The organism is Lysinibacillus sp. FSL M8-0134 (genome assembly GCF_038069745.1).
Lineage (GTDB): Bacteria > Bacillota > Bacilli > Bacillales_A > Planococcaceae > Lysinibacillus > Lysinibacillus irui.
In genome coordinates this window covers 528,569-552,088 of sequence record NZ_JBBPAJ010000002.1, presented here as the reverse complement: position 1 = coordinate 552,088, position 23,520 = coordinate 528,569, and the positions used below count along the sequence as shown (strand labels likewise).

At 36.5% G+C, this 23,520-nt stretch carries 24 protein-coding genes; 21 read left to right on the top strand and 3 right to left on the bottom strand.

What is annotated here, in order from left to right:
- The first annotated feature begins 90 nt into the window (after positions 1 to 90).
- The 3 genes from MKY49_RS22685 (at position 91) to MKY49_RS22675 (ending at position 2,488) form a co-directional block, all read left to right on the top strand.
- Positions 91 to 852, top strand: coding sequence for a ParA family protein (locus MKY49_RS22685; RefSeq protein WP_274795096.1), 762 nt, complete (start codon positions 91 to 93; stop codon positions 850 to 852).
- Positions 845 to 1,693, top strand: coding sequence for a ParB/RepB/Spo0J family partition protein (locus MKY49_RS22680; protein ID WP_312506358.1), 849 nt, complete (start codon positions 845 to 847; stop codon positions 1,691 to 1,693). The genes MKY49_RS22685 and MKY49_RS22680 overlap by 8 nt, the downstream gene beginning before the upstream one ends.
- Before the next feature lie 78 nt (positions 1,694 to 1,771).
- On the top strand, positions 1,772 to 2,488 hold the full coding sequence (locus MKY49_RS22675; RefSeq protein ID WP_274795094.1) for a DUF554 domain-containing protein: 717 nt from the start codon (positions 1,772 to 1,774) through the stop codon (positions 2,486 to 2,488).
- Here the strand turns inward: MKY49_RS22675 and yyaC are convergent.
- Complete coding sequence (gene yyaC, locus MKY49_RS22670) at positions 2,405 to 3,037, bottom strand: spore protease YyaC (protein ID WP_274795093.1); 633 nt, start codon at positions 3,035 to 3,037, stop codon at positions 2,405 to 2,407. The genes MKY49_RS22675 and yyaC overlap by 84 nt on opposite strands.
- Positions 3,038 to 3,128: 91 nt before the next feature.
- Between yyaC and MKY49_RS22665 the strand changes: the two genes are divergently transcribed.
- From MKY49_RS22665 to MKY49_RS22650, 4 genes are all read left to right on the top strand, one after another.
- Complete coding sequence (locus tag MKY49_RS22665; protein WP_274797397.1) at positions 3,129 to 4,004, top strand: mechanosensitive ion channel family protein; 876 nt, start codon at positions 3,129 to 3,131, stop codon at positions 4,002 to 4,004.
- A gap of 1 nt (position 4,005) precedes the next feature.
- Positions 4,006 to 4,206 (top strand): DUF951 domain-containing protein, encoded by a 201-nt coding sequence (locus tag MKY49_RS22660; RefSeq protein WP_274795092.1) that lies wholly within the window; start codon positions 4,006 to 4,008, stop codon positions 4,204 to 4,206.
- A gap of 97 nt (positions 4,207 to 4,303) precedes the next feature.
- Complete coding sequence (ychF, locus tag MKY49_RS22655) at positions 4,304 to 5,404, top strand: redox-regulated ATPase YchF (RefSeq protein WP_274795091.1); 1,101 nt, start codon at positions 4,304 to 4,306, stop codon at positions 5,402 to 5,404.
- Positions 5,405 to 5,443: 39 nt separating this feature from the next.
- Positions 5,444 to 6,529, top strand: a complete 1,086-nt coding sequence (locus MKY49_RS22650) for an acyl-CoA dehydrogenase (protein ID WP_312506413.1) — start codon at positions 5,444 to 5,446, stop codon at positions 6,527 to 6,529.
- A gap of 49 nt (positions 6,530 to 6,578) precedes the next feature.
- Here MKY49_RS22650 and MKY49_RS22645 read toward each other — a convergent pair whose 3' ends face one another.
- Positions 6,579 to 7,148 (bottom strand): DUF3267 domain-containing protein, encoded by a 570-nt coding sequence (locus tag MKY49_RS22645; RefSeq protein WP_312506360.1) that lies wholly within the window; start codon positions 7,146 to 7,148, stop codon positions 6,579 to 6,581.
- Between the two features lie 177 nt (positions 7,149 to 7,325).
- On the opposite strand from MKY49_RS22645, the gene rpsF reads away from it, so the two are divergent.
- The 8 genes from rpsF (at position 7,326) to MKY49_RS22605 (ending at position 15,003) form a co-directional block, all read left to right on the top strand.
- Positions 7,326 to 7,613: a 30S ribosomal protein S6 gene (rpsF, locus tag MKY49_RS22640; protein ID WP_274795088.1), complete on the top strand. Its 288-nt coding sequence runs from the start codon at positions 7,326 to 7,328 to the stop codon at positions 7,611 to 7,613.
- 43 nt (positions 7,614 to 7,656) lie between these two features.
- Positions 7,657 to 8,226: a single-stranded DNA-binding protein gene (gene ssb, locus MKY49_RS22635; protein WP_274795087.1), complete on the top strand. Its 570-nt coding sequence runs from the start codon at positions 7,657 to 7,659 to the stop codon at positions 8,224 to 8,226.
- Between the two features lie 40 nt (positions 8,227 to 8,266).
- Positions 8,267 to 8,503 carry a 30S ribosomal protein S18 gene (gene rpsR / locus MKY49_RS22630; RefSeq protein ID WP_012296211.1) on the top strand — a complete coding sequence of 79 codons (237 nt, stop codon included), beginning with the start codon at positions 8,267 to 8,269 and terminating at the stop codon, positions 8,501 to 8,503.
- Positions 8,504 to 8,730: 227 nt separating this feature from the next.
- A complete protein-coding gene (locus tag MKY49_RS22625; protein ID WP_274795086.1) occupies positions 8,731 to 9,672 on the top strand; it encodes a YybS family protein in 942 nt (313 codons plus the stop codon).
- Positions 9,673 to 9,685: 13 nt separating this feature from the next.
- Complete coding sequence (locus MKY49_RS22620) at positions 9,686 to 11,656, top strand: DHH family phosphoesterase (RefSeq protein WP_274795085.1); 1,971 nt, start codon at positions 9,686 to 9,688, stop codon at positions 11,654 to 11,656.
- A complete protein-coding gene (rplI, locus tag MKY49_RS22615) occupies positions 11,656 to 12,102 on the top strand; it encodes a 50S ribosomal protein L9 (protein ID WP_274795084.1) in 447 nt (148 codons plus the stop codon). The genes MKY49_RS22620 and rplI overlap by 1 nt, the downstream gene beginning before the upstream one ends.
- A gap of 13 nt (positions 12,103 to 12,115) precedes the next feature.
- Entirely contained in the window at positions 12,116 to 13,477 is a 1,362-nt protein-coding gene (dnaB, locus tag MKY49_RS22610; protein ID WP_004233370.1) for a replicative DNA helicase, read from the top strand.
- A 236-nt stretch (positions 13,478 to 13,713) separates the two neighbouring features.
- Positions 13,714 to 15,003: an adenylosuccinate synthase gene (locus MKY49_RS22605; RefSeq protein ID WP_274795082.1), complete on the top strand. Its 1,290-nt coding sequence runs from the start codon at positions 13,714 to 13,716 to the stop codon at positions 15,001 to 15,003.
- 47 nt (positions 15,004 to 15,050) lie between these two features.
- On the opposite strand, the gene MKY49_RS22600 is transcribed toward MKY49_RS22605, so the two are convergent.
- Entirely contained in the window at positions 15,051 to 15,914 is an 864-nt protein-coding gene (locus tag MKY49_RS22600) for a YitT family protein (protein ID WP_274797396.1), read from the bottom strand.
- 379 nt (positions 15,915 to 16,293) lie between these two features.
- Here MKY49_RS22600 and MKY49_RS22595 point away from each other — a divergent pair, with 379 nt between their 5' ends.
- The 6 genes from MKY49_RS22595 to MKY49_RS22570 all read left to right on the top strand — a co-directional run bounded on the left by MKY49_RS22595 (position 16,294) and on the right by MKY49_RS22570 (position 23,478).
- A complete protein-coding gene (locus MKY49_RS22595; protein ID WP_312506361.1) occupies positions 16,294 to 17,757 on the top strand; it encodes a M23 family metallopeptidase in 1,464 nt (487 codons plus the stop codon).
- A gap of 212 nt (positions 17,758 to 17,969) precedes the next feature.
- Positions 17,970 to 18,683, top strand: a complete 714-nt coding sequence (gene yycF, locus MKY49_RS22590; protein WP_274795080.1) for a response regulator YycF — start codon at positions 17,970 to 17,972, stop codon at positions 18,681 to 18,683.
- Positions 18,684 to 18,688: 5 nt separating this feature from the next.
- The gene (gene walK / locus MKY49_RS22585; RefSeq protein ID WP_274795079.1) at positions 18,689 to 20,554 is read left to right on the top strand and encodes a cell wall metabolism sensor histidine kinase WalK; all 1,866 of its coding nucleotides are present in this window, start codon (positions 18,689 to 18,691) and stop codon (positions 20,552 to 20,554) included.
- Positions 20,551 to 21,876, top strand: a complete 1,326-nt coding sequence (locus tag MKY49_RS22580; protein ID WP_341387112.1) for a YycH family regulatory protein — start codon at positions 20,551 to 20,553, stop codon at positions 21,874 to 21,876. Before walK ends, MKY49_RS22580 begins: the two co-directional genes overlap by 4 nt.
- Positions 21,863 to 22,690 (top strand): two-component system regulatory protein YycI, encoded by an 828-nt coding sequence (locus tag MKY49_RS22575; protein ID WP_274795077.1) that lies wholly within the window; start codon positions 21,863 to 21,865, stop codon positions 22,688 to 22,690. The genes MKY49_RS22580 and MKY49_RS22575 overlap by 14 nt, the downstream gene beginning before the upstream one ends.
- Positions 22,690 to 23,478 carry an MBL fold metallo-hydrolase gene (locus MKY49_RS22570; RefSeq protein WP_274795076.1) on the top strand — a complete coding sequence of 263 codons (789 nt, stop codon included), beginning with the start codon at positions 22,690 to 22,692 and terminating at the stop codon, positions 23,476 to 23,478. Before MKY49_RS22575 ends, MKY49_RS22570 begins: the two co-directional genes overlap by 1 nt.
- Positions 23,479 to 23,520: the final 42 nt, after the last annotated feature.

Here is a 23,520-nt window from a genome sequence, read left to right as displayed (position 1 = left end):
TAGAATGAGAGTTAGAATAGCGGATTAAAGAGTGATTTTACAAATGATTTGTCAAAGTAAACTTTGATAGATGAAAGCAGGTGCTTTTAAATGGGTAGAATTATAGCAATCGCCAATCAAAAGGGTGGCGTAGGTAAAACAACAACTTCGGTCAATTTGAGCGCTTGCCTAGCTTATTTAGGTAAGAAAGTGCTTTTAATTGATACTGATCCGCAGGGGAATACAACAAGTGGACTTGGTATTAATAAAGGAGAAATACAGGGCTGTATTTATGATGTGCTCATTGACGACGAAGATGTAGAAAATGTCATTCAAAAAACAAATGTTGAAAATTTATCAATCGTGCCAGCAACAATTTCACTTGCAGGTGCCGAAATTGAGTTGGTTTCTACTATTTCAAGAGAAGTGCGATTAAAACATGCACTGCAAAATGTTAAAGAAGATTTCGATTATATTATTATTGACTGTCCTCCTTCTTTAGGACTTTTAACAATTAATGCATTAACTGCTTCAGATGCACTGATTATCCCGGTTCAATGTGAATACTATGCATTGGAAGGGCTAAGTCAATTATTATCCACTGTTCGACTTGTTCAAAAGCATCTAAACCAGCAGCTTTATATTGATGGGGTTCTTTTAACAATGTTGGATGCACGAACAAACTTAGGTTTACAGGTTATTGATGAAGTAAAAAAATATTTCCAAGATAAAGTATATAAAACGATCATTCCTCGTAATGTGCGATTAAGTGAGGCACCAAGTCATGGTCAACCAATCATCACTTACGACGCAAAATCTAGAGGTGCAGAAGTTTATTTGGAGATGGCGAGGGAAGTGATAAAAAATGGCTAAAGGTTTAGGAAGGGGCATTGGTGCACTATTTCCAGGAGAGTCTTTAGAACAAAGTGGGCAAGTAGAAGAAATTCAATTGGATTTAATTGTTGCGAACCCATATCAGCCTCGTAAAATTTTTGATGAGGAAAGTTTACAGGAGCTAGCAGATTCTATTAAAGAGCATGGTATTTTGCAGCCAATTGCTGTTCGAAAAAAAGGACGTAAATTTGAAATTGTTGCTGGGGAACGCCGTTATAGAGCATGTCTCTTAGCTGAATTAGAGGTTATTCCTGTCATTATTAAAGAGCTATCTGATGCTCAAATGATGGAGCTAGCCATTTTAGAAAATCTCCAACGTGAGGATTTAACAGTTATTGAAGAAGCAGAAGCCTATCAGAGCTTAATGGAAAACCTACATTTAACACAAGAAGAATTATCTAAGCGGCTAGGAAAAAGTAGACCACATATAGCCAATCACGTTCGTCTACTTGCTTTACCAGAAGATGTTCGAAAATTGATGAATGAAGGCACGTTATCAATGGGGCAAGGACGGGCTTTACTCGGCTTGAAAAATAAAAGAAGAATTTCAGAAGTAGCCAATAAGGTAATTAACCTAGGCTTGAATGTACGTCAGGTTGAAATGCTAGTACAAAGTATCAATGAAGAAGTTTCACGTGAAACAATTCCACCAAAGAAGAAAGATATTTTTGTAGCAGCCAAAGAATCCCAATTACGTGATTATTTTGGAACAAATGTACAAATCAAAAAAACAAACAATAAAGGAAAAATTGAAATTGAATTTTATTCCGAAGATGATTTAGAACGTATTTTAGAAATTTTGAACTTACAGGAAGAATAAAATAATATTTCTATAACTTAATCAGAGCGCCAAGCAAACAGGCGCTCTCTATTTTTTAGAGAGAAGGAAGGCTTAAGTGTGGTAATACTAGGGGCATTGATTAATGCTGTGCTAATTATAGCAGGTGCATTAGTGGGGCGCATTTTTAAAAATATTCCTGAATCTATGAAATCTACGGTCCTATCCATTATTGGTTTAGCGGTCACATTGTTAGGGATAAAAATGGGCTTTGAAAGTGATAACTTTATTATATTAGTAGTAAGTTTAGTGGTAGGTACAGTAATAGGTGAATGGTTGGATTTAGATAAGCAAATGAATCGGCTTGGAAAATGGGTCGAGTCATTATTTCGAACAAAACGGAATGATCAAAACCAAATAAGCATCGCAGAGGGCTTTGTCACTGCTTCTCTAATTTTTGTTGTTGGGTCGATGGCTGTGATCGGTGCACTCGATAGTGGTCTACGTAATGATCACAATGTTTTAATTACAAAGGGATTAATAGATGGATTTACATCCATTATTTTAGCATCCACATTAGGTATAGGTGTTATGCTATCGGCTGTACCTGTCTTTGTTTATCAAGGCTTAATTGCACTTTTTGCGGGCGTTATAAGCTCCTTTATACCTGATGCGGCGCTAGAAATGTACATTACTGAAATGACTGCTGTTGGCGGCGTAATGATTATGGCAATAGGGTTAAACATTGCTGGTTTAGCTAAAATCAAAGCTGCTAACTTGCTGCCAGGTATTATCGTTGTTGGCGTTATGGTTGCCATCTTCTACACTTTTCAGTGAATAACGGTGGGCAGCTAATAATAAAGCTCTAGAAAGTTTTTCTGCCATAGCATAAGAAATATGAAGTCTTGTATTTTGTAAAACAAGCATTTCCATAAAGCCTCCAATATTGACGATTCCTTTAACGGAAATGTCTCCGATTGGAGGTAATTCTTTTTTTACAGCCTTGCCGGGAAAAATAGGACCGCTTTGAACTGAAATATGGCCAACATTTTGCTCACTGCCAAGACAGGCATCAATCGCAATAATAAAAGGTTTTGTAGTATGATTGTGTAGCTGTTGCATAGTAGAATCAAGATTTAGAGCATGTAAAGGATCTTCTAAAGAACCAACAATTTCATAGGGAAAGCTAACTGATTTTTTTAGAAAGCTACCTGTTAATGGTCCAAGTGTATCACCTGTACAGCGGTCACTGCCAATACAACAAAAAATTAAACGTTCATGATGAAACGGTATATGTTCTAAAAATAATGTGCTTAATTGCCAAACAGCATTTTTACTCTCGTGATGAAGGGAATAAGGTAGTAACATATTTGGTATAGTATTCATAAAAAAACTCACTTTCTTTTTATATTTAGAAGTGCTCAATTTTTATGCAGTATACGCAAATTTTTAGCAAGTTATTCAAGAGGTGGTAATGATGGAAGAGAATAAAAAAAAGTTAATGGAGAGATATTGGGATAAGCTCACATCTGAGGAACTTTGGGATCATGTGATTGATGCATCCATAGAGATTGTGCTCATTTTATTAGCATCATGGTTAGCTGTAAGATTAGGTAAAAAATTTATTAAAAAAGTGTTCTTAATACGAATGCGTTCCCCATTAAACCACTCAGAGCGACGTCAACGAACAATTGCAAGATTATTACAAAGTGTGATTTCTTATGTAGTTTACTTCTCAGCGATTATAGGAATTCTTTCTTCTTTAAATATAAAGGTAGCAGGGCTATTGGCCGGTGCAGGGATTGTTGGTTTAGCAATAGGTTTTGGTGCTCAAAGTTTAGTAAAGGATGTTATTACTGGATTCTTCATTATCTTTGAAGATCAATTTGGTGTAGGGGATTATATAAAAATAAATGCAGCAGAAGGTACAGTTGTAGAAATAGGTTTACGTACTACAAAAATTAATGGAGCCACGGGGGAGCAGTTCATCATCCCAAATGGTGCAATTGGTGAGGTCGTCAATTATTCTGTTAACAACTCCAAAATTTTTATAGATTTACAAATGACCACAGCTGCTGATTTTGGGAAAGCTGAAGCGGTTATTAATAAGTATTTAGAGACATTACCTACATTGCATAAGGAATTAATAACGACTCCGGTTTTTTTAGGTGTGCAAAATGTTAAAGGGACTGAGGTAACAATACGTATAGCGGCTGAAACATTACCACAGCAACAATATGGCGTTGCACGTACAATTCGCCGTGATGTTACAAAACTTTTTGAAGAAAATAACATACCAATGGCCTATCCAAAAATGATGTTCTATGGAAAAGATGAGGGGAGAAGTGAATAACATGGAAGCTAAAAAATTTGGTTTAAATGATATCGTTGAAATGAAAAAACAACATCCATGTGGTACAAATAAATGGAAGATTATTCGTATGGGCGCAGATGTCCGTATTAAATGTGAAGGGTGTCAGCATAGTGTCATGATTCCGCGCCGTGAATTTGAGAAAAAAATGAAAAAGGTTTTAATATCTGCTAATGAGGCTTAACATCAGGCATATTAGACTTTTTATGAGCGAATCAATATAATAGATAAGGTTATATGAGAGAAAATTTGAACTGAGTATAGAAAGGTTGTGTCCATTCATGGCATTAACAGCTGGAATCGTTGGTTTACCTAACGTTGGAAAATCAACATTATTTAACGCAATTACAAAAGCGGGCGCATTGGCTGCAAACTATCCATTCGCAACGATTGATCCGAACGTTGGTATCGTTGAAGTACCAGATGCACGTTTAGATAAATTAACAGAATTAGTTGTACCGAAAAAAACTGTGCCAACTGCATTTGAATTCACAGATATCGCAGGAATTGTAAAAGGTGCTTCCAAAGGTGAAGGATTAGGGAATAAATTCCTAGCTCATATTCGTGAAGTGGATGCAATTTGTCAGGTTGTACGTTGTTTTGTAGATGAAAACATTACACACGTATCAGGTGCAGTAGATCCAATTGATGATATCGAGGTAATTAATTTAGAGCTTGCGCTAGCTGACTTAGAATCAGTAGATAAACGTATACAACGAGTTAGTAAAATGGCAAAACAAAAAGATAAAGATGCAATGATTGAAGAGCCAGTACTTCTAAAAATTAAAGAACAATTAGAAAACGGTAAACCAGCACGTGCTGCAGAACTTTCAGATGATGAGCTAAAAGTAATTAAAGGTCTTCATTTACTAACAATTAAACCAATGCTTTATGTTGCAAACGTTTCAGAAGATGAAGTAGCAGATGCAGACAACAATGAGTATGTGAAAAAAGTACGTGAGTATGCGTCAGCTGAAGGTGCTCAAGTAATTACAATTTGCGCAAAAATCGAAGAAGAAATTTCCGAGCTTGATGATGAAGAAAAAGCTATGTTCTTAGAAGAACTAGGCATTAAAGAATCAGGTTTAGATCAGCTAATCCGTACTTCTTATGATTTATTAGGATTAGCAACGTACTTTACTGCAGGTGTACAAGAAGTACGTGCTTGGACGTTCCGTAAAGGTATGAAGGCGCCACAGTGTGCAGGTATTATTCATACTGACTTTGAACGTGGCTTTATTCGAGCAGAAACGGTTGCTTATGATGATTTACTAGAGGCAGGTTCTCAAGCAGCAGCTAAAGAAGCTGGTAAAGTTCGACTTGAAGGTAAAGATTATGAAGTACAAGACGGCGATATTATGTTATTCCGCTTTAATGTATAAAAATGGACAGGGGCAATCTACAATGGTTGCCCTTTTTTGATGGATCCGTTATCAGAATTTTTAGTAATGGGGGCAGTTATACAAATGAATCTTTTACAGATTAAAGAACGCGGGTTAGAGTTTGAGCAGCTTGGAAAGCTACCACAAGATGTACTTGATTTTATTTATGAACAAAAATTGTTTAAATTGTTCATGTCAAAAGAATTAGGTGGTAAGGATTTAGATTTAGTGGAAGGTGTAAAAGTATTTCAGCAGATGTCAGCTATAGATGGGAATTTTGGTTGGCTAATTACAATTGGTACAGGGGGGAATGCGTTTATTCCAACCTTCAGTGCAAATGTTTGTGAGAAAATTTTTATGCCTAAGGATGCAGTCATAGCAGGTAGTGGTTATCCAACAGGAATAGCTGTGAAAGAAGAGGGTGGTTATGTTGTAACGGGACAGTGGAAGTACTGCAGTGGCTCCAATTATGCGTCTACTTTTACAATGAACTGCTTTATTGAAGAAGACGGGATCAAAAAAGATGAAATTATTAGTTGTTCAGTGAGTCCACAAGACGTTGAGATATTGAATGATTGGTGTGCGATGGGATTGAAGGCAACAGCCAGTCATACGATTCGTGTGAATAATATTTGGGTACCCGAAGAAGCAACGTTTCAACTAGGAGCAATAAAAAATAGTTATGGCAACTCAGTACATAGCTTTCCATTTGTAACTTTTGCGGAGGCTTCGTTTTTAAGCGTTTGTCTTGGTATTACCGAAAATTTCTTAGAAGAAGCATATAAATTAACAAAGCAACGAAATCATGATATCAATCGAGCTGAACGGATTGGGGCATTACAATTTTTATTGATGCAGCAGCAGAAGCATTATAAGCAATATGAGGAGCGGTTCTATACAACATTGACTCTATATTGGCAAAAACACCAACAGGGTGTCCTTTTAACAGAAGATGAACAATCTCAATTTACACAAATGAGTAAAGAGATTGCTGCTGCTTGCATTGTCATAGCAAATCATTTAATACGAAGTCTTGGTATGGAGGCTATTACAGAAACATCTACGCTTAATCGTATATGGAGAAATTTATATACCGCAGCTCAGCACGGATTTTTAACGCCTTAAAGAATAGATAGAATCTGCAGCTATTTATCTCAATGCTACAGATTCTAACTTATAGTGAGTTATCTTCGTTCTGTTGAGTATATACGTAAAGTTTCGGTAATTTAGGATCATCTCGTACAAGAGCCTGTTTTGGATATTTCCTTAATTCTTTATACATGGCAAAGTCACCTATTGCACCAGCCATTAAAAAAGCTCCTACGATTATTAAAACAGTACTATTAAAATAAAACCCAGCAATTGTCGGAAGAACACCAGTCGTCCAAAAAGGTAGTAATAATGCCTTTTTCATTGCTTGGTTGGAGAGAGGTTGTACTGTAGTCGCATAAGCAACACCAAGCTCTAAATTTATGCCATATTTTAAAGCCTTCAAGGGTACTTTGCCAAAAATCATAAAACCAATTAAATGAAATGCCTCATGTAGAACAATAAAAATAATGTATAGAATCACAAAGAGTACTGTACCAACAATCATATTCCAAAAAGAAAAATGAAAATCTTTAAAGCAAATATATTGAATGGCTGTAAATAATATAACAAGACCACCTGTGATAACCAAATTATCAATCATCAATTTTTTTATATCTAATTCAATAACAATTGGCTCTTTATTTGGTAGCATTGAATCGCCCCTTTCATGGAAGATTGCAATATATATTCTTATTATATACCGAATTATTAGTTTGCGACTTGAAAGATAAGTACCTATATGTTACAATTCATTGATGTGAGTAATAATATTACTTGCTCCTTGCTCCCTTACATAGGAGAGCCTAAGTCCATAAGGAGGTGTAAACAGATGAGAAAATACGAATTAATGTACATCGTACGTCCGAACATTGAAGACGAAGCGAAGAAAGCTTTAGTTGAACGTTTCAACGAAATCTTAACTTCTAACGGTGCAGAAGTCATCGAATCAAAAGAGTGGGGCAAACGCCGCTTAGCTTATGAAATTCAAGACTTCCGCGAAGGTTACTACCAAATCGTGAAAGTAAACGCTCCTTCAGAAGCAATTAACGAGTATACACGTCTAGCTAACATTAGCGAAGACATCATTCGCCACATTGCAGTTCGCGAAGAAGCTTAATTATTGACTTTTAACAAAACGCTGAAAAGGAGGTTGTATTCTGATGATAAACCGTGTCGTATTAGTTGGAAGACTAACAAAAGATCCTGAGCTACGTTATACACCGAACGGAATTGCGTCCACAAGATTTACAGTTGCTGTAAACCGTGCATTCTCAAATCAACAAGGTGAACGCGAAGCTGATTTCATTAGCTGTGTTGCATGGCGAAAACAGGCCGAAAACCTAGCGAACTTCATGCGAAAAGGAAGTTTAATTGGGGTAGAAGGTCGTATCCAAACGGGCAGTTATGAAGGACAAGACGGTAAGCGAGTATATACAACAGATGTCGTGGCGGATAGCGTACAGTTTTTAGAACCACGTAATGGTAGCGGCGCTGCTGCTCCTCAATACGGTGGTGGACAAACTTACGGTAATAACCAACCGTCATATGGCGGTGGTCAGCCACAACAACAGTTTGGTGGCGCTATGCCAGGGCAGGGTTCCTATGGCGGCGATACTTATCAACAAAATCAACCACCTATGAATCAGCCGAATTATACACGTGTAGATGAGGATCCATTTGCGAATAGCAAAGGACCGATAGAAGTATCTGAGGATGATCTTCCATTCTAATGCTTCTATAATATAAAAAAAGATAAGGAGGAGACATACTATGGCACCACGTCGCGGAGGCCGCAAACGCCGTAAAGTTTGCTACTTCACTGCTAATAACATTACGCATATCGACTATAAAGATGTAGATTTATTAAAAAAATTCATCTCTGAGCGCGGTAAAATCTTACCACGTCGCGTAACTGGCACTAGCGCTAAGTACCAACGTAAATTAACTTCAGCTATCAAAGTATCTCGTATCATGGGATTACTTCCATTCGTAGCAGAAGATAAATAAGATTGATGACGTTAAGGTAACTGACCTTACATCAATTTTAAATACCAGCATATTACGATATTCGTATCGGGGTATGCTGGTTTTTTGTTATGGTAAAATGGAATTGGCAGTTGTTTGATAAAATTGATAACAAAGCATATAGTGATCTAAGCGATTTTTGTTCAACACTATGAAAAAATGGTACAATAAAGGATAGTAAGTTTGACTGAAAAAAAGGAAGGTTTTCAATGCCGAATAATCAAACAAAAGCGCTTGTCCAAGGCTCAATGATGGTTGCACTTTTTACGATATTAATGCTTATTTCTGCATATGTACCATTCATCTTTATAGTAGCTTTAATATTTGCTCCACTACCGATTGCTTGGTATAGCGCAAATTACAAGCGTTCCACATCCATACTTGTTGCAATAGTAGGCTGTATCCTAACAACGATAACAAGTGGAATATCCATGCTACCATTTGCCTTTATTTTAGGTCTAGTGGGTGTCGTAATGGGTAACGCAATTTATTTGAAGAAAAGTAAGCTCTTTTTATTTATGTCGACGGGGATTGCTAATCTAATTTCCATGGCAATTGTTTATATTGCTTATGTAAAACTGACGGGAATAGACTTTATTAATATGAGTTTAGAAGTAGCTCGTCAAAATTACGAGCAATCAAATGAATTTGCAAAGAATGTCACTGGCCAGGTAGCTATAAATCCAGAACAGCTTGAGGCAATGTTTAAAACAATTGAGCTAACTATGCCTGCAACAATTACAATATCAGCATTTTTTGCTGGATTTATTATCATTACATTAAACTTACCTGCATTAAAACGACTGGGAGTAGATATTCCTAAGTTTGCTCCGTTTCAAAATATGAGATTACCACGCTCTATTTTATGGTATTACATGATTGTTTTATGCATTAATTTATTTATGCGTCCAGAGGCCGGATCTACGTTAGATATAATTGTATTGAATGTTTCTTATATATTATGGTTGTTACTCATTCTACAAGGGATATCTTTTATCCATTACTTCATTTCAAAAAAAGGGATGCCAAATGGGGTAAAATGGGTTGCTACTTTGTTAGCTATTCCATTATCATCCTTCATGATCTTACTCGGTATCGTTGATTTAGGCTTTGACGTACGTTCACTTGTAAAGGGGAAGACTAAAGAATAAGGGGCTGATTGTAATGGGTACTTTTAGAAAACGACCAATTCGCTATCCGCTTTTTGTTCTTTCCATATTTGGAATTGTGACGTTCGTGCTTCTATGTATTTGGAATATCGGGATAGGTATCGGTTATGGAATAGGTTTTGTTTTATTGATGGCTTACACATGGAAGGTCGAAAAGATAGCTTTTGAAGAAACTGAGAAGCATATTGAATCCATTTCCTTCCGTATGAAAAAAGTAGGAGAAGAGGCATTGCTAGAAATGCCGATTGGCATATTGCTGGTTAACGAGCAATATGAAATAGAATGGTCCAATCCATATATGCAAGGCATTTTAAATATGGAGTCATTAGTTGGAGAAGGTATTGTTAATATATCTGATGACATCTATGTACTAATGAAGACCGAAGAAACAAATGAGGCTACGATTACACTACGTGATCGGAAATATCGTGTTTATTATAAAAAAGAGGAACGTCTACTGTATTTCTTTGATATAACAGAACAGATTGCCATTGAAAAGCAATACTACGCAGATCGTACAGTTATCGCTATATTATTTGTCGACAATTACGATGAAATCACGCAAGCTATGGATGACCAACCACGTAGTTTAACCAATACGATGGTTACATCAATTGTCAATGAGTGGGCTGCTGAGCATGGCGTATTTGTAAAACGAATATCATCAGATCGCTTTTTAGCAGTGTTAAACGAATCTATTTTAACAGAGCTGGAAAAGAAAAAATTTGCTATTTTAGATACCATTCGAGAAAAAACAGCTCAAAAGAATTTATCATTAACATTAAGTATTGGTGTAGGAGCTGGATCATCCTCGCTAGTAGAGTTGGGTGAATTGGCACAATCGAGTCTTGATCTTGTTCTAGGACGTGGTGGAGACCAAGTGGCGATTAAACAACCTACTGGTAAACTTAAATTTTACGGTGGGAAAACAAATCCAGTTGAAAAACGTACACGTGTTAGAGCGCGCGTTATTTCACATGCATTGCGTGATTTAATTCAAGACAGTGACCAAGTGTTTGTAATGGGACATAAAAATCCTGATATGGACTCTATTGGGGCATCTGTTGGTGTACGGAAAATGGCACAAATGAATGATGTAAAGGGTTATGTCATTATAAACTTTGATGAATTAAACGGTAGCGTTACACGACTAATGAATGAAATCGAGAGTAAATCGGATTTCTATGAAAATTTCCTTACACCTGAAGAAGCTGCTGGGAAAATGACAGAAAAATCATTGCTTGTTATCGTGGATACTCATAAGCCTAATTTAGTAATTGATGCACACTTATTAAAACTAGCTGAAAAGGTTGTTGTGATCGATCATCATCGTCGTAGTGAAGACTTTATCGAAAATCCTACACTTGTTTATATGGAGCCGTATGCATCGTCTACGGCTGAGCTAGTAACAGAGCTACTAGAATATCAGCCGAAGCGTGCGAAGATCAATATGCTAGAGGCCACTGCTTTACTGGCAGGTATTATTGTCGATACCAAAAGCTTTACACTTCGAACGGGAGCACGTACATTTGAAGCGGCTTCTTATTTACGGACGAACGGTGCGGATACAGTATTAGTGCAGCGCCTTTTAAAAGAGGATGTGGACACATATATTGAGCGCTCTAAAATTGTGCAAACAGTCAAATTTGTAAAACCTGGAATTGCTGTTGCTGTTGGTGAAGATTCGAAAGTGTATGACTCTGTCTTAATTGCACAAACAGCAGATATTTTGCTAACTATGAAAGATGTAAGTGCATCCTTTGTCATTGCGCATCGAGCAGATGGAAAAATTGGTATAAGTGCACGATCGCTTGGAGAGGTCAATGTACAGCTAATCATGGAGAGGCTCGGCGGTGGTGGACATTTAACGAATGCCGCCTGCCAAATAGATGCTAAATCCATTGATGGCGTGAAAAAACATTTAGAAGAGGCCATAAATGAGGTCATTGAAGGGAGTTCGGACTAATGAAAGTAGTATTTTTAAAAGACGTTAAAGGAAAAGGAAAAAAAGGTGAAATTAAAAACGTAGCTGATGGCTATGCACAAAATTTCCTTATTAAAAATGGCTATGCTGCAGAAGCAAATGCTCAAGCATTAAGTCAATTAGAGGGACAAAAAAAATTAGAAGCTAAAAATGCTGCTGCTGAATTAGCTGAAGCACAAGCGTTAAAAGAAAAAGTTGAAAAATTAACAGTTGAGCTAAAAGCAAAATCTGGTGAAGGTGGCCGTCTATTTGGCTCAGTATCTACAAAGCAAATTGCTGATGCATTACAAAAAGTGCATGGTATTAAAATTGATAAACGTAAGATGACTTTACCTGAAGGTATTCGTGCACTTGGTTTTACAAATGTTCCAGTAAAACTACATCATGAAGTATCAGCAACATTAAAAGTACATGTAACGGAAGAATAAGGAGCGACGATCCATGAGTGAACCGATGATGGACCGCGTTCCACCGCATAACCGGGAGGCGGAGCAATCGGTTATCGGTGCTATTTTCCTTGAACCACAGGCGTTAATAACAGCATCAGAAATTTTATTGGCCGATGATTTTTATTTAAATGCCCATAAGAAAATTTTCGAAACGATGCTGCGTTTGAGTGATCAAGGAAAAGCGATAGATGTTGTAACAGTTACGGAAGAATTATCAGCTAAAAAAGAGATTGAAGACGTTGGCGGGCTATCTTATTTACTAGAGCTCGCCAATGCTGTCCCTACAGCTGCCAATGTCGCACATTATGCAAAAATTGTTGAGGAAAAGGCACTATTACGTCGCTTAATTCGTGTAGCTACGAAAATCGTCGAGGACGGCTATACGCGTGAGGACGAAGTAGAGGCGTTATTAGGTGAAGCAGAAAAGAAAATGATGGAGGTTGCCAATCGAAAGAACGCAGGTGACTTTAAGCATGTTAAAGATGTGCTTGTGGAAACTTTCGATAATATTGAGCAACTGCAATCACAAAAGGGAGAAGTAACAGGAATACCTACTGGCTTCCGTGATTTAGATAACATTACTGCTGGCTTCCAACGCAACGACTTAATTATTGTTGCGGCACGTCCATCTGTAGGGAAAACCGCCTTTGCGTTGAACGTTGCGCAAAGTGTTGCCGTGCAAGCACGTGAAAATGTTGCGATCTTTTCTTTAGAGATGGGTGCAGAACAACTAGTAATGCGTATGCTTTGTGCAGAAGGTAACATAGATGCACAAGTTTTACGTACAGGTGCTTTAACTACGGAAGATTGGGGTAAACTAACGATGGCAATGGGTAGTTTATCGAATTCAGGGATATTTATTGATGATACACCAGGTGTACGTATCAATGAAATTCGTGCAAAATGTCGACGTTTAGCACAAGAAAATGGACTTGGAATGATCTTAATTGATTATTTACAGTTAATTCAAGGTAGTGGTAAGCCAGGAGAAAACCGTCAGCAAGAGGTATCAGAGATTTCACGTTCCTTAAAGGGATTAGCCCGTGAATTAAAGGTTCCTGTTATTGCACTATCACAGCTATCACGTGGAGTTGAGCAACGACAAGATAAACGACCAATGATGAGTGACTTACGTGAATCGGGAAGTATTGAGCAAGATGCTGATATTGTTGCCTTTTTATACCGTGATGACTATTACGATAAAGAATCTGAGAATAAAAATATGATCGAAATTATTATTGCCAAACAACGTAATGGTCCAACAGGAACAGTTACACTTGCTTTTAAAAAGGAATTTAATAAATTCATTAATGTGGATTGGTCACAAATGCCACCACCACCGCCGCGTGATTAGTCATCATTCAGATAAGTTGCCTCTTAAGTAATGAAATATTACCCATAGATTGAATTAATCTGAATGTTCGATAATATTCATATCATTCTGTTATTAAACACGAACGTTGAATTAGATTTTTTGATTATATGTTCGTGTTTTTTAACTTTTTTTTATTGACGGGGCGTTTCTATCATTGTTACAATGATTTAGGCTTAAAAATTGAGATACAAAGGTATCTAACGGAGGTGCTGATTATGACATCAGTAGTAGTTGTAGGAACACAGTGGGGAGACGAAGGAAAAGGTAAAATTACAGATTTCCTTTCGCAAAAAGCCGATGCAATCGCTCGATTTGCAGGTGGGGATAATGCAGGACATACCATTAAAATTGATGGTGAAACATATAAACTACATTTAATTCCATCAGGGATCTTCTATAAAGAAAAAACTTCAGTAATTGGTAACGGATTAGTTGTCAATCCAAAGTCATTAGTGACAGAGCTTAAAGGCTTACAAGAACGTGGTATTGATACAGATAATCTACGTATTTCTAATCGTGCACATGTTATTTTGCCTTACCATATTAAGCAAGATATCGCTGACGAAGCTAGTCGTGGGGAAAATAAAATTGGCACAACTTGTAAAGGGATTGGGCCTTGTTATCAAGATAAAGTAGCACGTATCGGAATTCGAATGGCTGACTTACTTGATAAAGATATTTTTGAGGAAAAACTACGTCATAATTTAGCCATTAAAAATAAATTATTTGAGAAATTCTATGAAGTTGAAGGCGTAACATTCGAAGAAATTTTTGAGGAATACTATGGTTACGGTCAAGAAATTGCAAAATATGTAACAGATACATCTAAAATTTTAAATGATGTACTTGATGAAGGCGGTAAAGTGTTATTTGAAGGGGCTCAAGGTATTTTACTTGATGTAGATCAAGGTACGTATCCATATGTAACTTCTTCAAATCCCGTAGCTGGTGGAGTAGCCATTGGCGCTGGTGTTGGTCCATCACGAGTGACAAGTGTTATTGGTGTATCAAAGGCTTATACTTCTCGTGTAGGAGATGGTCCTTTCCCAACAGAGTTATTTGATGAAGTGGGACAACAAATTCGTGAGGTTGGTCGCGAATACGGTACAACAACAGGACGCCCACGTCGTGTAGGTTGGTTTGATACAGTAGTTGTTCGTCATTCACGTCGCGTAAGTGGTATCACACATCTTGCTCTAAACTCTATTGATGTTTTATCTGGCTTAGAAACAGTCAAAATCTGTACTGCCTATAATTATAAAGGTGAAACAATAACAGAGTACCCAGCAAATCTTCATATTATTGAACAATGTGAACCAATTTATGAGGAACTTCCAGGCTGGTCTGAGGATGTAACAAGCTGCCGAACTTTAGATGAACTACCTGATAATGCTCGCCGCTACGTAGAACGTATTAGTGAGTTAACAGGAATTCAAATTGCTACGTTCTCAGTTGGACCTGCTCGTGAGCAAACAAACGTTTTAGTTGATGTTTGGGAAGCATAATTTAAGATAAATGGAAATGGGCGTGCCATAAGTGGTACGCCCATTTTTTAGTGAATATCCTTCTTCTTAAAGCGACCACCCTTTACCTCTGCGATATTACCAATGGCTAAAAAGGCATTATCATCTATCTCAGCGACAATTGATTTTAGCTTAGATTCTTCTAACCGAGTAATAACTGTGAAGATGACTTTCTTATCGTTGCCAGTATAAGCTCCTTCCCCATGAAGAAAAGTAACACCACGCCCAAGTCGATCCATAATTGTTTGTCCTATTTCATCAATGTCGTCACTAATGATATAAACGGATTTTGATTCCTCTAATCCTTGAATCACAATATCAATCATTTTATAGGCAATATAGTATGCAATAATGGAGTACATTGCTTGTTCCCAATTAAAAACAAAACCTGCCACTGTGAAAATAAGGACGTTGAAGAACATAATAATTTCTCCAACTGAAAAAGGTGTCTTGCTATTAAAAAGAATGGCTAGTATTTCAGTTCCATCCAAAGAACCACCATACCGAATGACAATTCCGACACCAACGCCTAAAATCATTCCCCCAAAAACTGTAGCCAATAATGTATCTTCCGTAAATGGATGTATGTTATGTAAGACAAGGGTTGCTAAGGAGAGTACGGTAATACCTAGCCCTGTAGACAGTGCGAAAGTTTTACCAATTTGTTTATAGCCTAAGAAAATAAAAGGTAAGTTTAAAATGAAGATGAAAATACCAAGGGGTAAATTTAATAAATGAGATGTAATGATGGAAACACCGACAATGCCTCCATCCATAATGTGGTTGGGTACTAAAAATAATTCTAAGCCCAATGCCATTATAATCGCACCTAGTGACACCATAATAATTCTTAGGAAAATTTTATGCATATTCGTTCTCTGATGTCTCAACATTTTTGTTGGATTATCAGCGGTTTGTGAATCACTCAATTTAATCGCTCCAATCAAATAGTGTACCTTCTCTTATATTTTATCGGAATATTAAAAAAGTAAAAAGTATTAAGTCAAAATTCCCTTGAAAAAATTTAGAGATTAGTATACTCACTATTCAGCATTCACTTCATTAATTACCTAATATGTAGATAAAATATCAATAAATAAAAAGTATCTAAAATGTATTCTATGTAACAATTAGTAGTTAAATAATACATTTACATTACAAAAGGGTGAAATTATTCAAACGTTATTTTCTTTATGGTACATTATAAGGGTGCAAAAAATCCTTGTGGGTAAATCATCCTACTGAAGGGTAAAGTTGGAAGGGGCTTTATTGATGAATTCGTTTTTTAAAAGAAAAGAAGAAAACAATAGATTCACCTACAATTTTTCTTCTTTTAAAAAGGCTTCAATCGTTGCAGTTTTAATGACAAGCCTAACGATTAATATGGGTTTTGCCAAGGAATATGACAAAGAAAACTTAAATAAAATTTACCACGTTTATGTGGGGAATGAATATATTGGTGCAGTATCTGATGAGAAGGTAATTCAAGATATCATTGCATCTAAAGAAAAAGCAGCGAGTCAGCAATTTAAAGGGCTTTCTATTGACGCTAGTTCAGCTGTTAAAATAATCCCAGAACAAGTTTTTGTGAATGAAACAAAAGATGCAGAAACACTATCAAAGCTTAAGCAATCATTAGTAGCGAAGTCTGATGCATTTACATTATTAGTTGATCATAAACCAGTCGTATCGTTAAAGAATACAGAGGCTTATGAAAAAACTGTTCAGCTGTTAAAGCTACAATATGTTTCTCAGCAAGAATTAGATAAACTAGCGAATACCCAACAATCTATTAATAATTTACCTGAACTGCAAAATGGTGAATCGCGTCTTTTAGATATTTCCTTTAAACAGGGAGTCTCAGGATTATCACAAAAGGTTACACCAACTGATATTTTATCGCCTGAGCAAGCAGTAAAATATTTAATGACAGGTCATCTAGAGCAAGAAACATATAAAATTCAATCAGGTGATGTATTAGGTTCGGTTGCTAAAAAACACAATTTAACAACTAGTGAACTATTAGCTTTGAACCCTGGTATTACTGTGGATACAGTTTTACAAATTGGGCAAGCATTAAATGTTACAGTGGCAAAGCCATTTGTCACAATTGAGGTAAAAAAGGAAAAGAAAGTTGCAGATGTAATTCCATTTAAAAAAGTGGTCAAAGAAGACCCGACTATGTATAAAGGTGAAAAAGTGATTAAACAAGAAGGCGCTAATGGAAAAAAAGAAACAACCTATGCATTAACATCTGAAAACGGTACGCAAACATCGAAAGTAGCATTAGAAGAAAAAATCATTCAACAACCAGTAGATCAAATTGAAGTAGTTGGCACAAAGGTAATTTCTTCACGAGGTACTGGCGAATTTGCATGGCCAGCAGTTGGGGGCTATATCTCAAGTGGTATGGGTGAACGTTGGGGAGCCTTCCATCGTGGTATTGATATCGCTCGTCCAAGTAACTATAATATTTTAGCTGCTGATAATGGTATAGTTGTTGCGGCTGGTTCTTCAGGCACTTATGGTAATCGTATTGTTATTAATCACAATAATGGCTATACAACACTTTATGGACATTTATCTTCAATTAATGTTGAAGTGGGACAAGTAGTGGAAAAAGGTTCTGTAATCGGCATAATGGGTTCAACTGGTAATTCTACAGGTACTCATTTGCACTTTGAAGTTGAAAAGAACGGTTCATTAGAAAATCCATTATCTTATGTAGGTCGATAAACGTGTTGAATAGAAGGCAGTCCGAATAGTGGACTGTCTTTTTCTATTATTTCCCGAGAAATAATTGTTGAAATATATCCTTTTATGTCACAGTATTGAATGGATTGAATATCGATTAATGCATAGAACTCGAAAGCATGATAGAGTTAAGAGTAGTGAATTTACAAATACACATTGTTTAGAATAGATAAAAAGCGAAAGGGAGAGAATGTATGAACAAAACAATATTAGTTGTTGACGATGAAAAACCAATCGCAGATATTTTGCAATTTAATTTAATAAAAGAAGGCTATAAAGTTATTTGTGCTTATGATGGAGATGAAGCGTTAAAGAAAGTGGAGGAAGAGCAACCCGACTTAATGCTTTTAGATATCATGCTGCCGAAGCGTGATGGAATGGAAGTTTGTAGAGAGGTACGTAAAAAATACGATTTCCCTATAATTATGCTAACAGCGAAAGGCTCTGAAATTGATAAAGTATTAGGATTAGAGATGGGTGCAGATGATTATGTAACAAAGCCATTTAGTACTCGTGAGCTTATTGCGCGTGTAAAAGCCAATATGCGCCGTTTACAAGTGGTTGCTCCTGTGGCAGAAGAGGCTGAGGAAGAGTCAAATGAGATTGTGGTAGGATCTCTTGTTATTCAACCAGATGCATATCTAGTAATGAAGCGTGATGAAACAATTGAATTAACACATCGTGAATTTGAGTTACTTCATTATTTAGGAAAACACATTGGTCAAGTAATGACACGTGAGCACTTACTACAAACGGTATGGGGCTATGATTACTTTGGCGATGTGCGAACTGTTGACGTAACAATTCGTCGCTTACGTGAAAAAATTGAGGATAATCCTAGTCATCCTGCTTGGATTGTCACACGACGTGGTGTAGGTTATTATTTACGAAATCCTGAACAGGAGTAATAGGAATGCAGAAAGTAAGCTTCTTTAAATCCATTCATGTCAAATTAGTGCTGATTTATATTTTATTAATCTTACTTGCTTTACAAATTATCGGTATCTATTTCGCACGTCAATTAGAACAAAATTTGAAGAGCAACTTCCAAGATTCTATTTTCCAGCGGGTTGACTTGATGCAATATAGTCTCCGTGAGGAAATTTTAAAGGAACGCGATGAAAGCATGCCAAAACTAGAGGAAAGCTTAAAGTCAATTGTCATGGAGTTTTCTACTGGTTTAAGGGATGTTTCGAATGGTGATATTCTAGAAATTCGTGTCATTGATGATAGACAAAGGATACTAGCAACATCTGAGCTTGAGAATCAAAATTTAATTGGACAACGCTCTAACACAGACCTTGTACGACGTGCGATATCGGCTGAAACGCTCTTTGATATCATTAAACTTGATAACAAAACAAGGAATCGAGTATGGGTATTGGCGAACCCGATTCGAGCGGGTGCAGGGCCAGATGATGAAATTATCGGTGTTCTATATATTGAAGCGAATATTGAGTCTGTTTTTGAACAAATGAACGAAATTAATCGTATTTTCCTTGGCGGCACAGCAATGTCGTTAGTCTTTACGATCTTTTTAGGTATTCTTGTTGCACGAACAATTACACAGCCAATTGCTGATATGCGAAAGCAAGCTCAGGCAATGGCGAAGGGAAACTATTCCAGAAAAGTACGCGTATATGGTACGGATGAAATCGGACAGCTAGCGATAACCTTTAATCATTTAACTAATCGTTTACAAGAGGCACAATCGACCACAGAAGCTGAACGACGTAAGCTCGATTCGGTTCTGAGTAATATGACAGATGGGGTTATTGCAACAGATCGTAAGGGACGTATTATTTTAATTAATGATCCTGCACTTGAGTTGCTACATATTTCAAGGGATATTACATTAGGTCGCCCTATTGCTTCCGTATTGGGAATCGATCAGGAATATAGTTTTGAAGACTTGATTTATATGAGTGATGCAATCAATTTAAACTTTAGTACAGCGGATGCTCCCTATATATTACGTGCCAATTTCTCCGTTATTCAAAAAGAGACAGGCTTTATTAATGGTCTTATTACTGTACTACACGATATAACGGAGCAGGAAAAGATAGAAATGGATCGACGAGAGTTTGTATCGAATGTATCACATGAATTAAGAACACCATTAACAACAATGCGTAGTTATTTAGAGGCACTAGCAGATGGGGCATGGAAAGATGAAAATATCGCTCCTACATTTTTAAATGTAACGCAAACTGAAACAGAGCGTATGATTCGTCTAGTGAATGATTTATTGCAATTATCACGAATGGATAGTGCAGACTACGAATTGAATAAAGATATTGTCTTATTTAATTCATTCTTTAATCGTATAATTGACCGATTTGAAATGTCTAAGTCCGATAAAGTACAATTTGAACGAATATTCCCTGAAACGTCCTTTTATGTAGAAATTGATACGGATAAGGTGACTCAGGTTATTGATAATATTATTTCAAATGCAATCAAATACTCACCGGATGGTGGTAATATTCGCTTTGGCTTTACTGGACAAGGGGATATGCTGAAAGTCATGATTTCAGATGATGGTATGGGGATTCCTAAAGAAAACGTAGGTCGTATTTTTGATCGTTTCTATCGCGTTGATCGTGCACGGGCTCGTTCAATGGGAGGAACAGGATTAGGATTGGCTATTGCTCGGGAAATGATTGAGGCTCATGGTGGTAAGATTTGGGCTGAAAGTGAGGAAGGACAAGGTACAACCATTTTCTTCACATTACCATATGATGCAGATGAATTTGGTGAGGCAGGTGAGTGGGAATGAAATATATAGAACCAGTTAAATCTGTTGTACTATTTCTACTCGTCATGCTGAGTGTGGTTTTAACCTTTTTGATCTGGACCTATACACCTGATTATAAATATATAGAAAAAACAGAGTTAGAGGAAATTCTAATTAAGCCTCAAAAAGATATGGAGGATGTTATTCGTCCATACAAGGCTATTTTCCGTTCCGATGAGGAATTTAAAGGTACAGTATCTAACGCAGCTATGAAAGATATTATGAAAGTATTTAAAGGCTGGAATGTATTAGACTTAGTGCCTGTTAACAATAATCTTTCTGCAAACTATGTCAATCAAATCATTGGCACAAATAATCGCATGACAATCTTTTTCACTGGAGAGATACCTTTTTCAGCCTTTAACACGATTTTTCAGTATACGGATAAGGAATTACCAGAAACAACATTTAATCGTATGATTATAGATTGGAGCAATTATAATAGCAAGGATTTAATGATTTATTACATTAGTGGTAATAACCAATCATTATTCCGATCACATGTCAGCGTGCCAAACATGAATCAATTTATACAGGAAGTCATAGAGCCTGCAAAAAAATATGGCACTTTTAAAGAAATTGAGCGAGAAAGCCAGACATCTCTTTATGTAGATAACAATAAAACGGAATCTGTAAAATTTACGTACTATATTGAAGAAATCTCACCAGAATTATTTAAAAATGTATTATTTACAGATTCAAATATTGTACGGCGCAATATTGAAAGTGCGTCTTCTGAAAAATATACAGATGGTATGTCATTAATGACGTTAGATACAAATCTAAAGTCATTAAATTATGTTTATCCAGCTGCAGAGAGCGGTATTAGAATTGAGCCATCAAAACTTCTAAAAGATAGCTTTGAATTTATTAACGAGCATGGGGGATTTACTGCAGATTTCCGCTATGCTTCAACGAGTACCAATAAAAATCAAATGGATTATCAATTATATTTGCAAGGTTTACCGGTCTATAGCAATCATGTCATTACCCGGATGACGACAATTTGGGGAGATAGCCGGATTTTCCATTATAAGCGTCCATACTTTTCCTTAGATATGGATATTGAAGCAGAAAAGGAAATAAAAGAATTGCCTTCTGGAGTAAATATTGCCGAGAGATTAAAAAACGCAAATAATATTGCCTTAGCTGATATTGATGAGATTGTTTTGGGTTATTATTTAACGCAAAACCAAGAACTTAATATATTTACATTTGAACCATGCTGGTTTGTCATTCGTAATGGATCTTGGATTAAACTAACTCCTGAAGTATTAGGAGGTGTTAAAAATGGATTGGAATAGAACAAAATCTATTTTTATATTCGTTTTTTTAATTCTAAACATCTTCTTGTATTCCCTTTATGTAAATCGCTATAATGAAGCGAAAGATATTGAGGTTCCAGGTGAAAAAACAATAGAAGCTCGTTTAAAAGATGATAATATTACGTATGGCACACTACCAAATAATATTGAAACTGCTTCGTATATGACAGCTCAAGTCCATAAATTCACAACAGCTGAATTTAGTAATAGCAACCAACAAATTAATATTAAGGATTCAAAGGCGGATTCAAAGGCTCGTGCTATTTTTATAAAACCTGTTAAATTACGTAATGTGAGTGATGATGCAAGCTTTACGGATTTTGTCCTTGCAAACATAACTGAAGGAGAATCTTACGCCTTATGGAAAGTAGACAGGGAAGAACGAGTCGCTGTTTTTTTCCAGAAAACCAATAATCGAATGTTTTATTATAATGGTTCATTAAAAATTAAGTGGAATGCTAACAATGAAGTAACGATGTATGAACAAACAATGATTGATAATATTGAGGAAATGGAACAACAGGAAACTGTCATTCCGCCTCTTCAAATTATTCAAACTTTATATGCAAAGGGAACGCTCAAGCCAGACTCGCGTATTACGCAAATGAAGTTAGGTTACTCCACGCTTGTTAAATTAACTCGAACTCAGGTATTAGTGCCAACATGGGAAGTTCAAGTGAAATTATCTGATGGACAAAAGGAAGAGTATTTTGTCAATGCAGTTGAAGGCAAAGTGATCGAGATCCAGGAGGACAAGCAAGAGAGCGAAGAAGAAGACTGGGGAGTTGAATAATGCGATTTAGTGTTTTAGCTAGTGGCAGTACAGGAAATTCGATTTATGTAGAAAATGACGACTACTCTTTTATCGTCGACGCTGGCCTTAGTGGGAAAAAAATGGAGCAGCTTTTTACAAAAATCGACCGTAATATGAAGCAGCTTAGTGGTATTTTTGTTACACATGAGCATAGTGATCATATTAAAGGGATTGGTGTACTGGCACGAAAATATAATGTACCAATTTATGCAAACGCCAAAACGTGGCAGGCAATGGACGGGCTAGTTGGCGACATTCCTATAGAGCAACGCTTTGAATTTGAAATGGACACAGTGAAACATTTTGGTTCTTTAGCCGTTGAATCCTTTGCCGTTTCTCACGATGCAGCAGATCCAATGTTCTACACTTTCCATGAGAATGATCGTAAGCTTGTCATTATTACAGATACGGGCTATGTCAGTGATCGTATGAAGGGTATTATACGTGGTGCAGATTCTTTTGTTTTTGAAAGTAATCATGATGTTAATATGCTTCAAATGGGACGTTATCCTTGGTCGATTAAACGTCGTATTTTAAGTGATGTAGGACATGTTTCTAATGAGGATGCCGCTATCGCAATGAGTGAAGTTGTGTTTGATAAGACGACCAATATTTATCTTTCGCATTTAAGTAAGGATAATAATATGAAAGAGTTGGCACGTATGAGCGTCACACAAACATTGCAATCTTGTGGCATTCTTGTAGGTGAGCATGTGCATCTTTTTGATACAGATGCAGAGGAACCTACAACATTAGTCACGGTTTAATCATAAGGTATTTAGGGAAAACTTGATGCTGTTCAATGCATT

What these genes read in the sequence shown, in the direction of transcription:
- MKY49_RS22685 (WP_274795096.1), top strand. Translation starts at nt 91, where the DNA reads ATGGGTAGAATTATAGCAATCGCCAATCAAAAGGGTGGCGTAGGTAAA.
- ssb (WP_274795087.1), top strand. Translation starts at nt 7,657, where the DNA reads ATGATAAACCGTGTCGTATTAGTTGGAAGACTAACAAAAGATCCTGAG.
- walK (WP_274795079.1), top strand. Translation starts at nt 18,689, where the DNA reads ATGCAGAAAGTAAGCTTCTTTAAATCCATTCATGTCAAATTAGTGCTG.
- MKY49_RS22580 (WP_341387112.1), top strand. Translation starts at nt 20,551, where the DNA reads ATGAAATATATAGAACCAGTTAAATCTGTTGTACTATTTCTACTCGTC.
- yycF (WP_274795080.1), top strand. Translation starts at nt 17,970, where the DNA reads ATGAACAAAACAATATTAGTTGTTGACGATGAAAAACCAATCGCAGAT.
- MKY49_RS22665 (WP_274797397.1), top strand. Translation starts at nt 3,129, where the DNA reads ATGGAAGAGAATAAAAAAAAGTTAATGGAGAGATATTGGGATAAGCTC.
- MKY49_RS22620 (WP_274795085.1), top strand. Translation starts at nt 9,686, where the DNA reads ATGGGTACTTTTAGAAAACGACCAATTCGCTATCCGCTTTTTGTTCTT.
- rplI (WP_274795084.1), top strand. Translation starts at nt 11,656, where the DNA reads ATGAAAGTAGTATTTTTAAAAGACGTTAAAGGAAAAGGAAAAAAAGGT.
- MKY49_RS22650 (WP_312506413.1), top strand. Translation starts at nt 5,444, where the DNA reads ATGGATCCGTTATCAGAATTTTTAGTAATGGGGGCAGTTATACAAATG.
- MKY49_RS22605 (WP_274795082.1), top strand. Translation starts at nt 13,714, where the DNA reads ATGACATCAGTAGTAGTTGTAGGAACACAGTGGGGAGACGAAGGAAAA.
- rpsR (WP_012296211.1), top strand. Translation starts at nt 8,267, where the DNA reads ATGGCACCACGTCGCGGAGGCCGCAAACGCCGTAAAGTTTGCTACTTC.
- MKY49_RS22575 (WP_274795077.1), top strand. Translation starts at nt 21,863, where the DNA reads ATGGATTGGAATAGAACAAAATCTATTTTTATATTCGTTTTTTTAATT.
- MKY49_RS22570 (WP_274795076.1), top strand. Translation starts at nt 22,690, where the DNA reads ATGCGATTTAGTGTTTTAGCTAGTGGCAGTACAGGAAATTCGATTTAT.
- MKY49_RS22625 (WP_274795086.1), top strand. Translation starts at nt 8,731, where the DNA reads ATGCCGAATAATCAAACAAAAGCGCTTGTCCAAGGCTCAATGATGGTT.
- MKY49_RS22680 (WP_312506358.1), top strand. Translation starts at nt 845, where the DNA reads ATGGCTAAAGGTTTAGGAAGGGGCATTGGTGCACTATTTCCAGGAGAG.
- rpsF (WP_274795088.1), top strand. Translation starts at nt 7,326, where the DNA reads ATGAGAAAATACGAATTAATGTACATCGTACGTCCGAACATTGAAGAC.
- dnaB (WP_004233370.1), top strand. Translation starts at nt 12,116, where the DNA reads ATGAGTGAACCGATGATGGACCGCGTTCCACCGCATAACCGGGAGGCG.
- yyaC (WP_274795093.1), bottom strand. Translation starts at nt 3,037, where the DNA reads ATGAATACTATACCAAATATGTTACTACCTTATTCCCTTCATCACGAG.
- MKY49_RS22595 (WP_312506361.1), top strand. Translation starts at nt 16,294, where the DNA reads ATGAATTCGTTTTTTAAAAGAAAAGAAGAAAACAATAGATTCACCTAC.
- MKY49_RS22645 (WP_312506360.1), bottom strand. Translation starts at nt 7,148, where the DNA reads ATGCTACCAAATAAAGAGCCAATTGTTATTGAATTAGATATAAAAAAA.
- MKY49_RS22600 (WP_274797396.1), bottom strand. Translation starts at nt 15,914, where the DNA reads ATGTTGAGACATCAGAGAACGAATATGCATAAAATTTTCCTAAGAATT.
- ychF (WP_274795091.1), top strand. Translation starts at nt 4,304, where the DNA reads ATGGCATTAACAGCTGGAATCGTTGGTTTACCTAACGTTGGAAAATCA.
- MKY49_RS22660 (WP_274795092.1), top strand. Translation starts at nt 4,006, where the DNA reads ATGGAAGCTAAAAAATTTGGTTTAAATGATATCGTTGAAATGAAAAAA.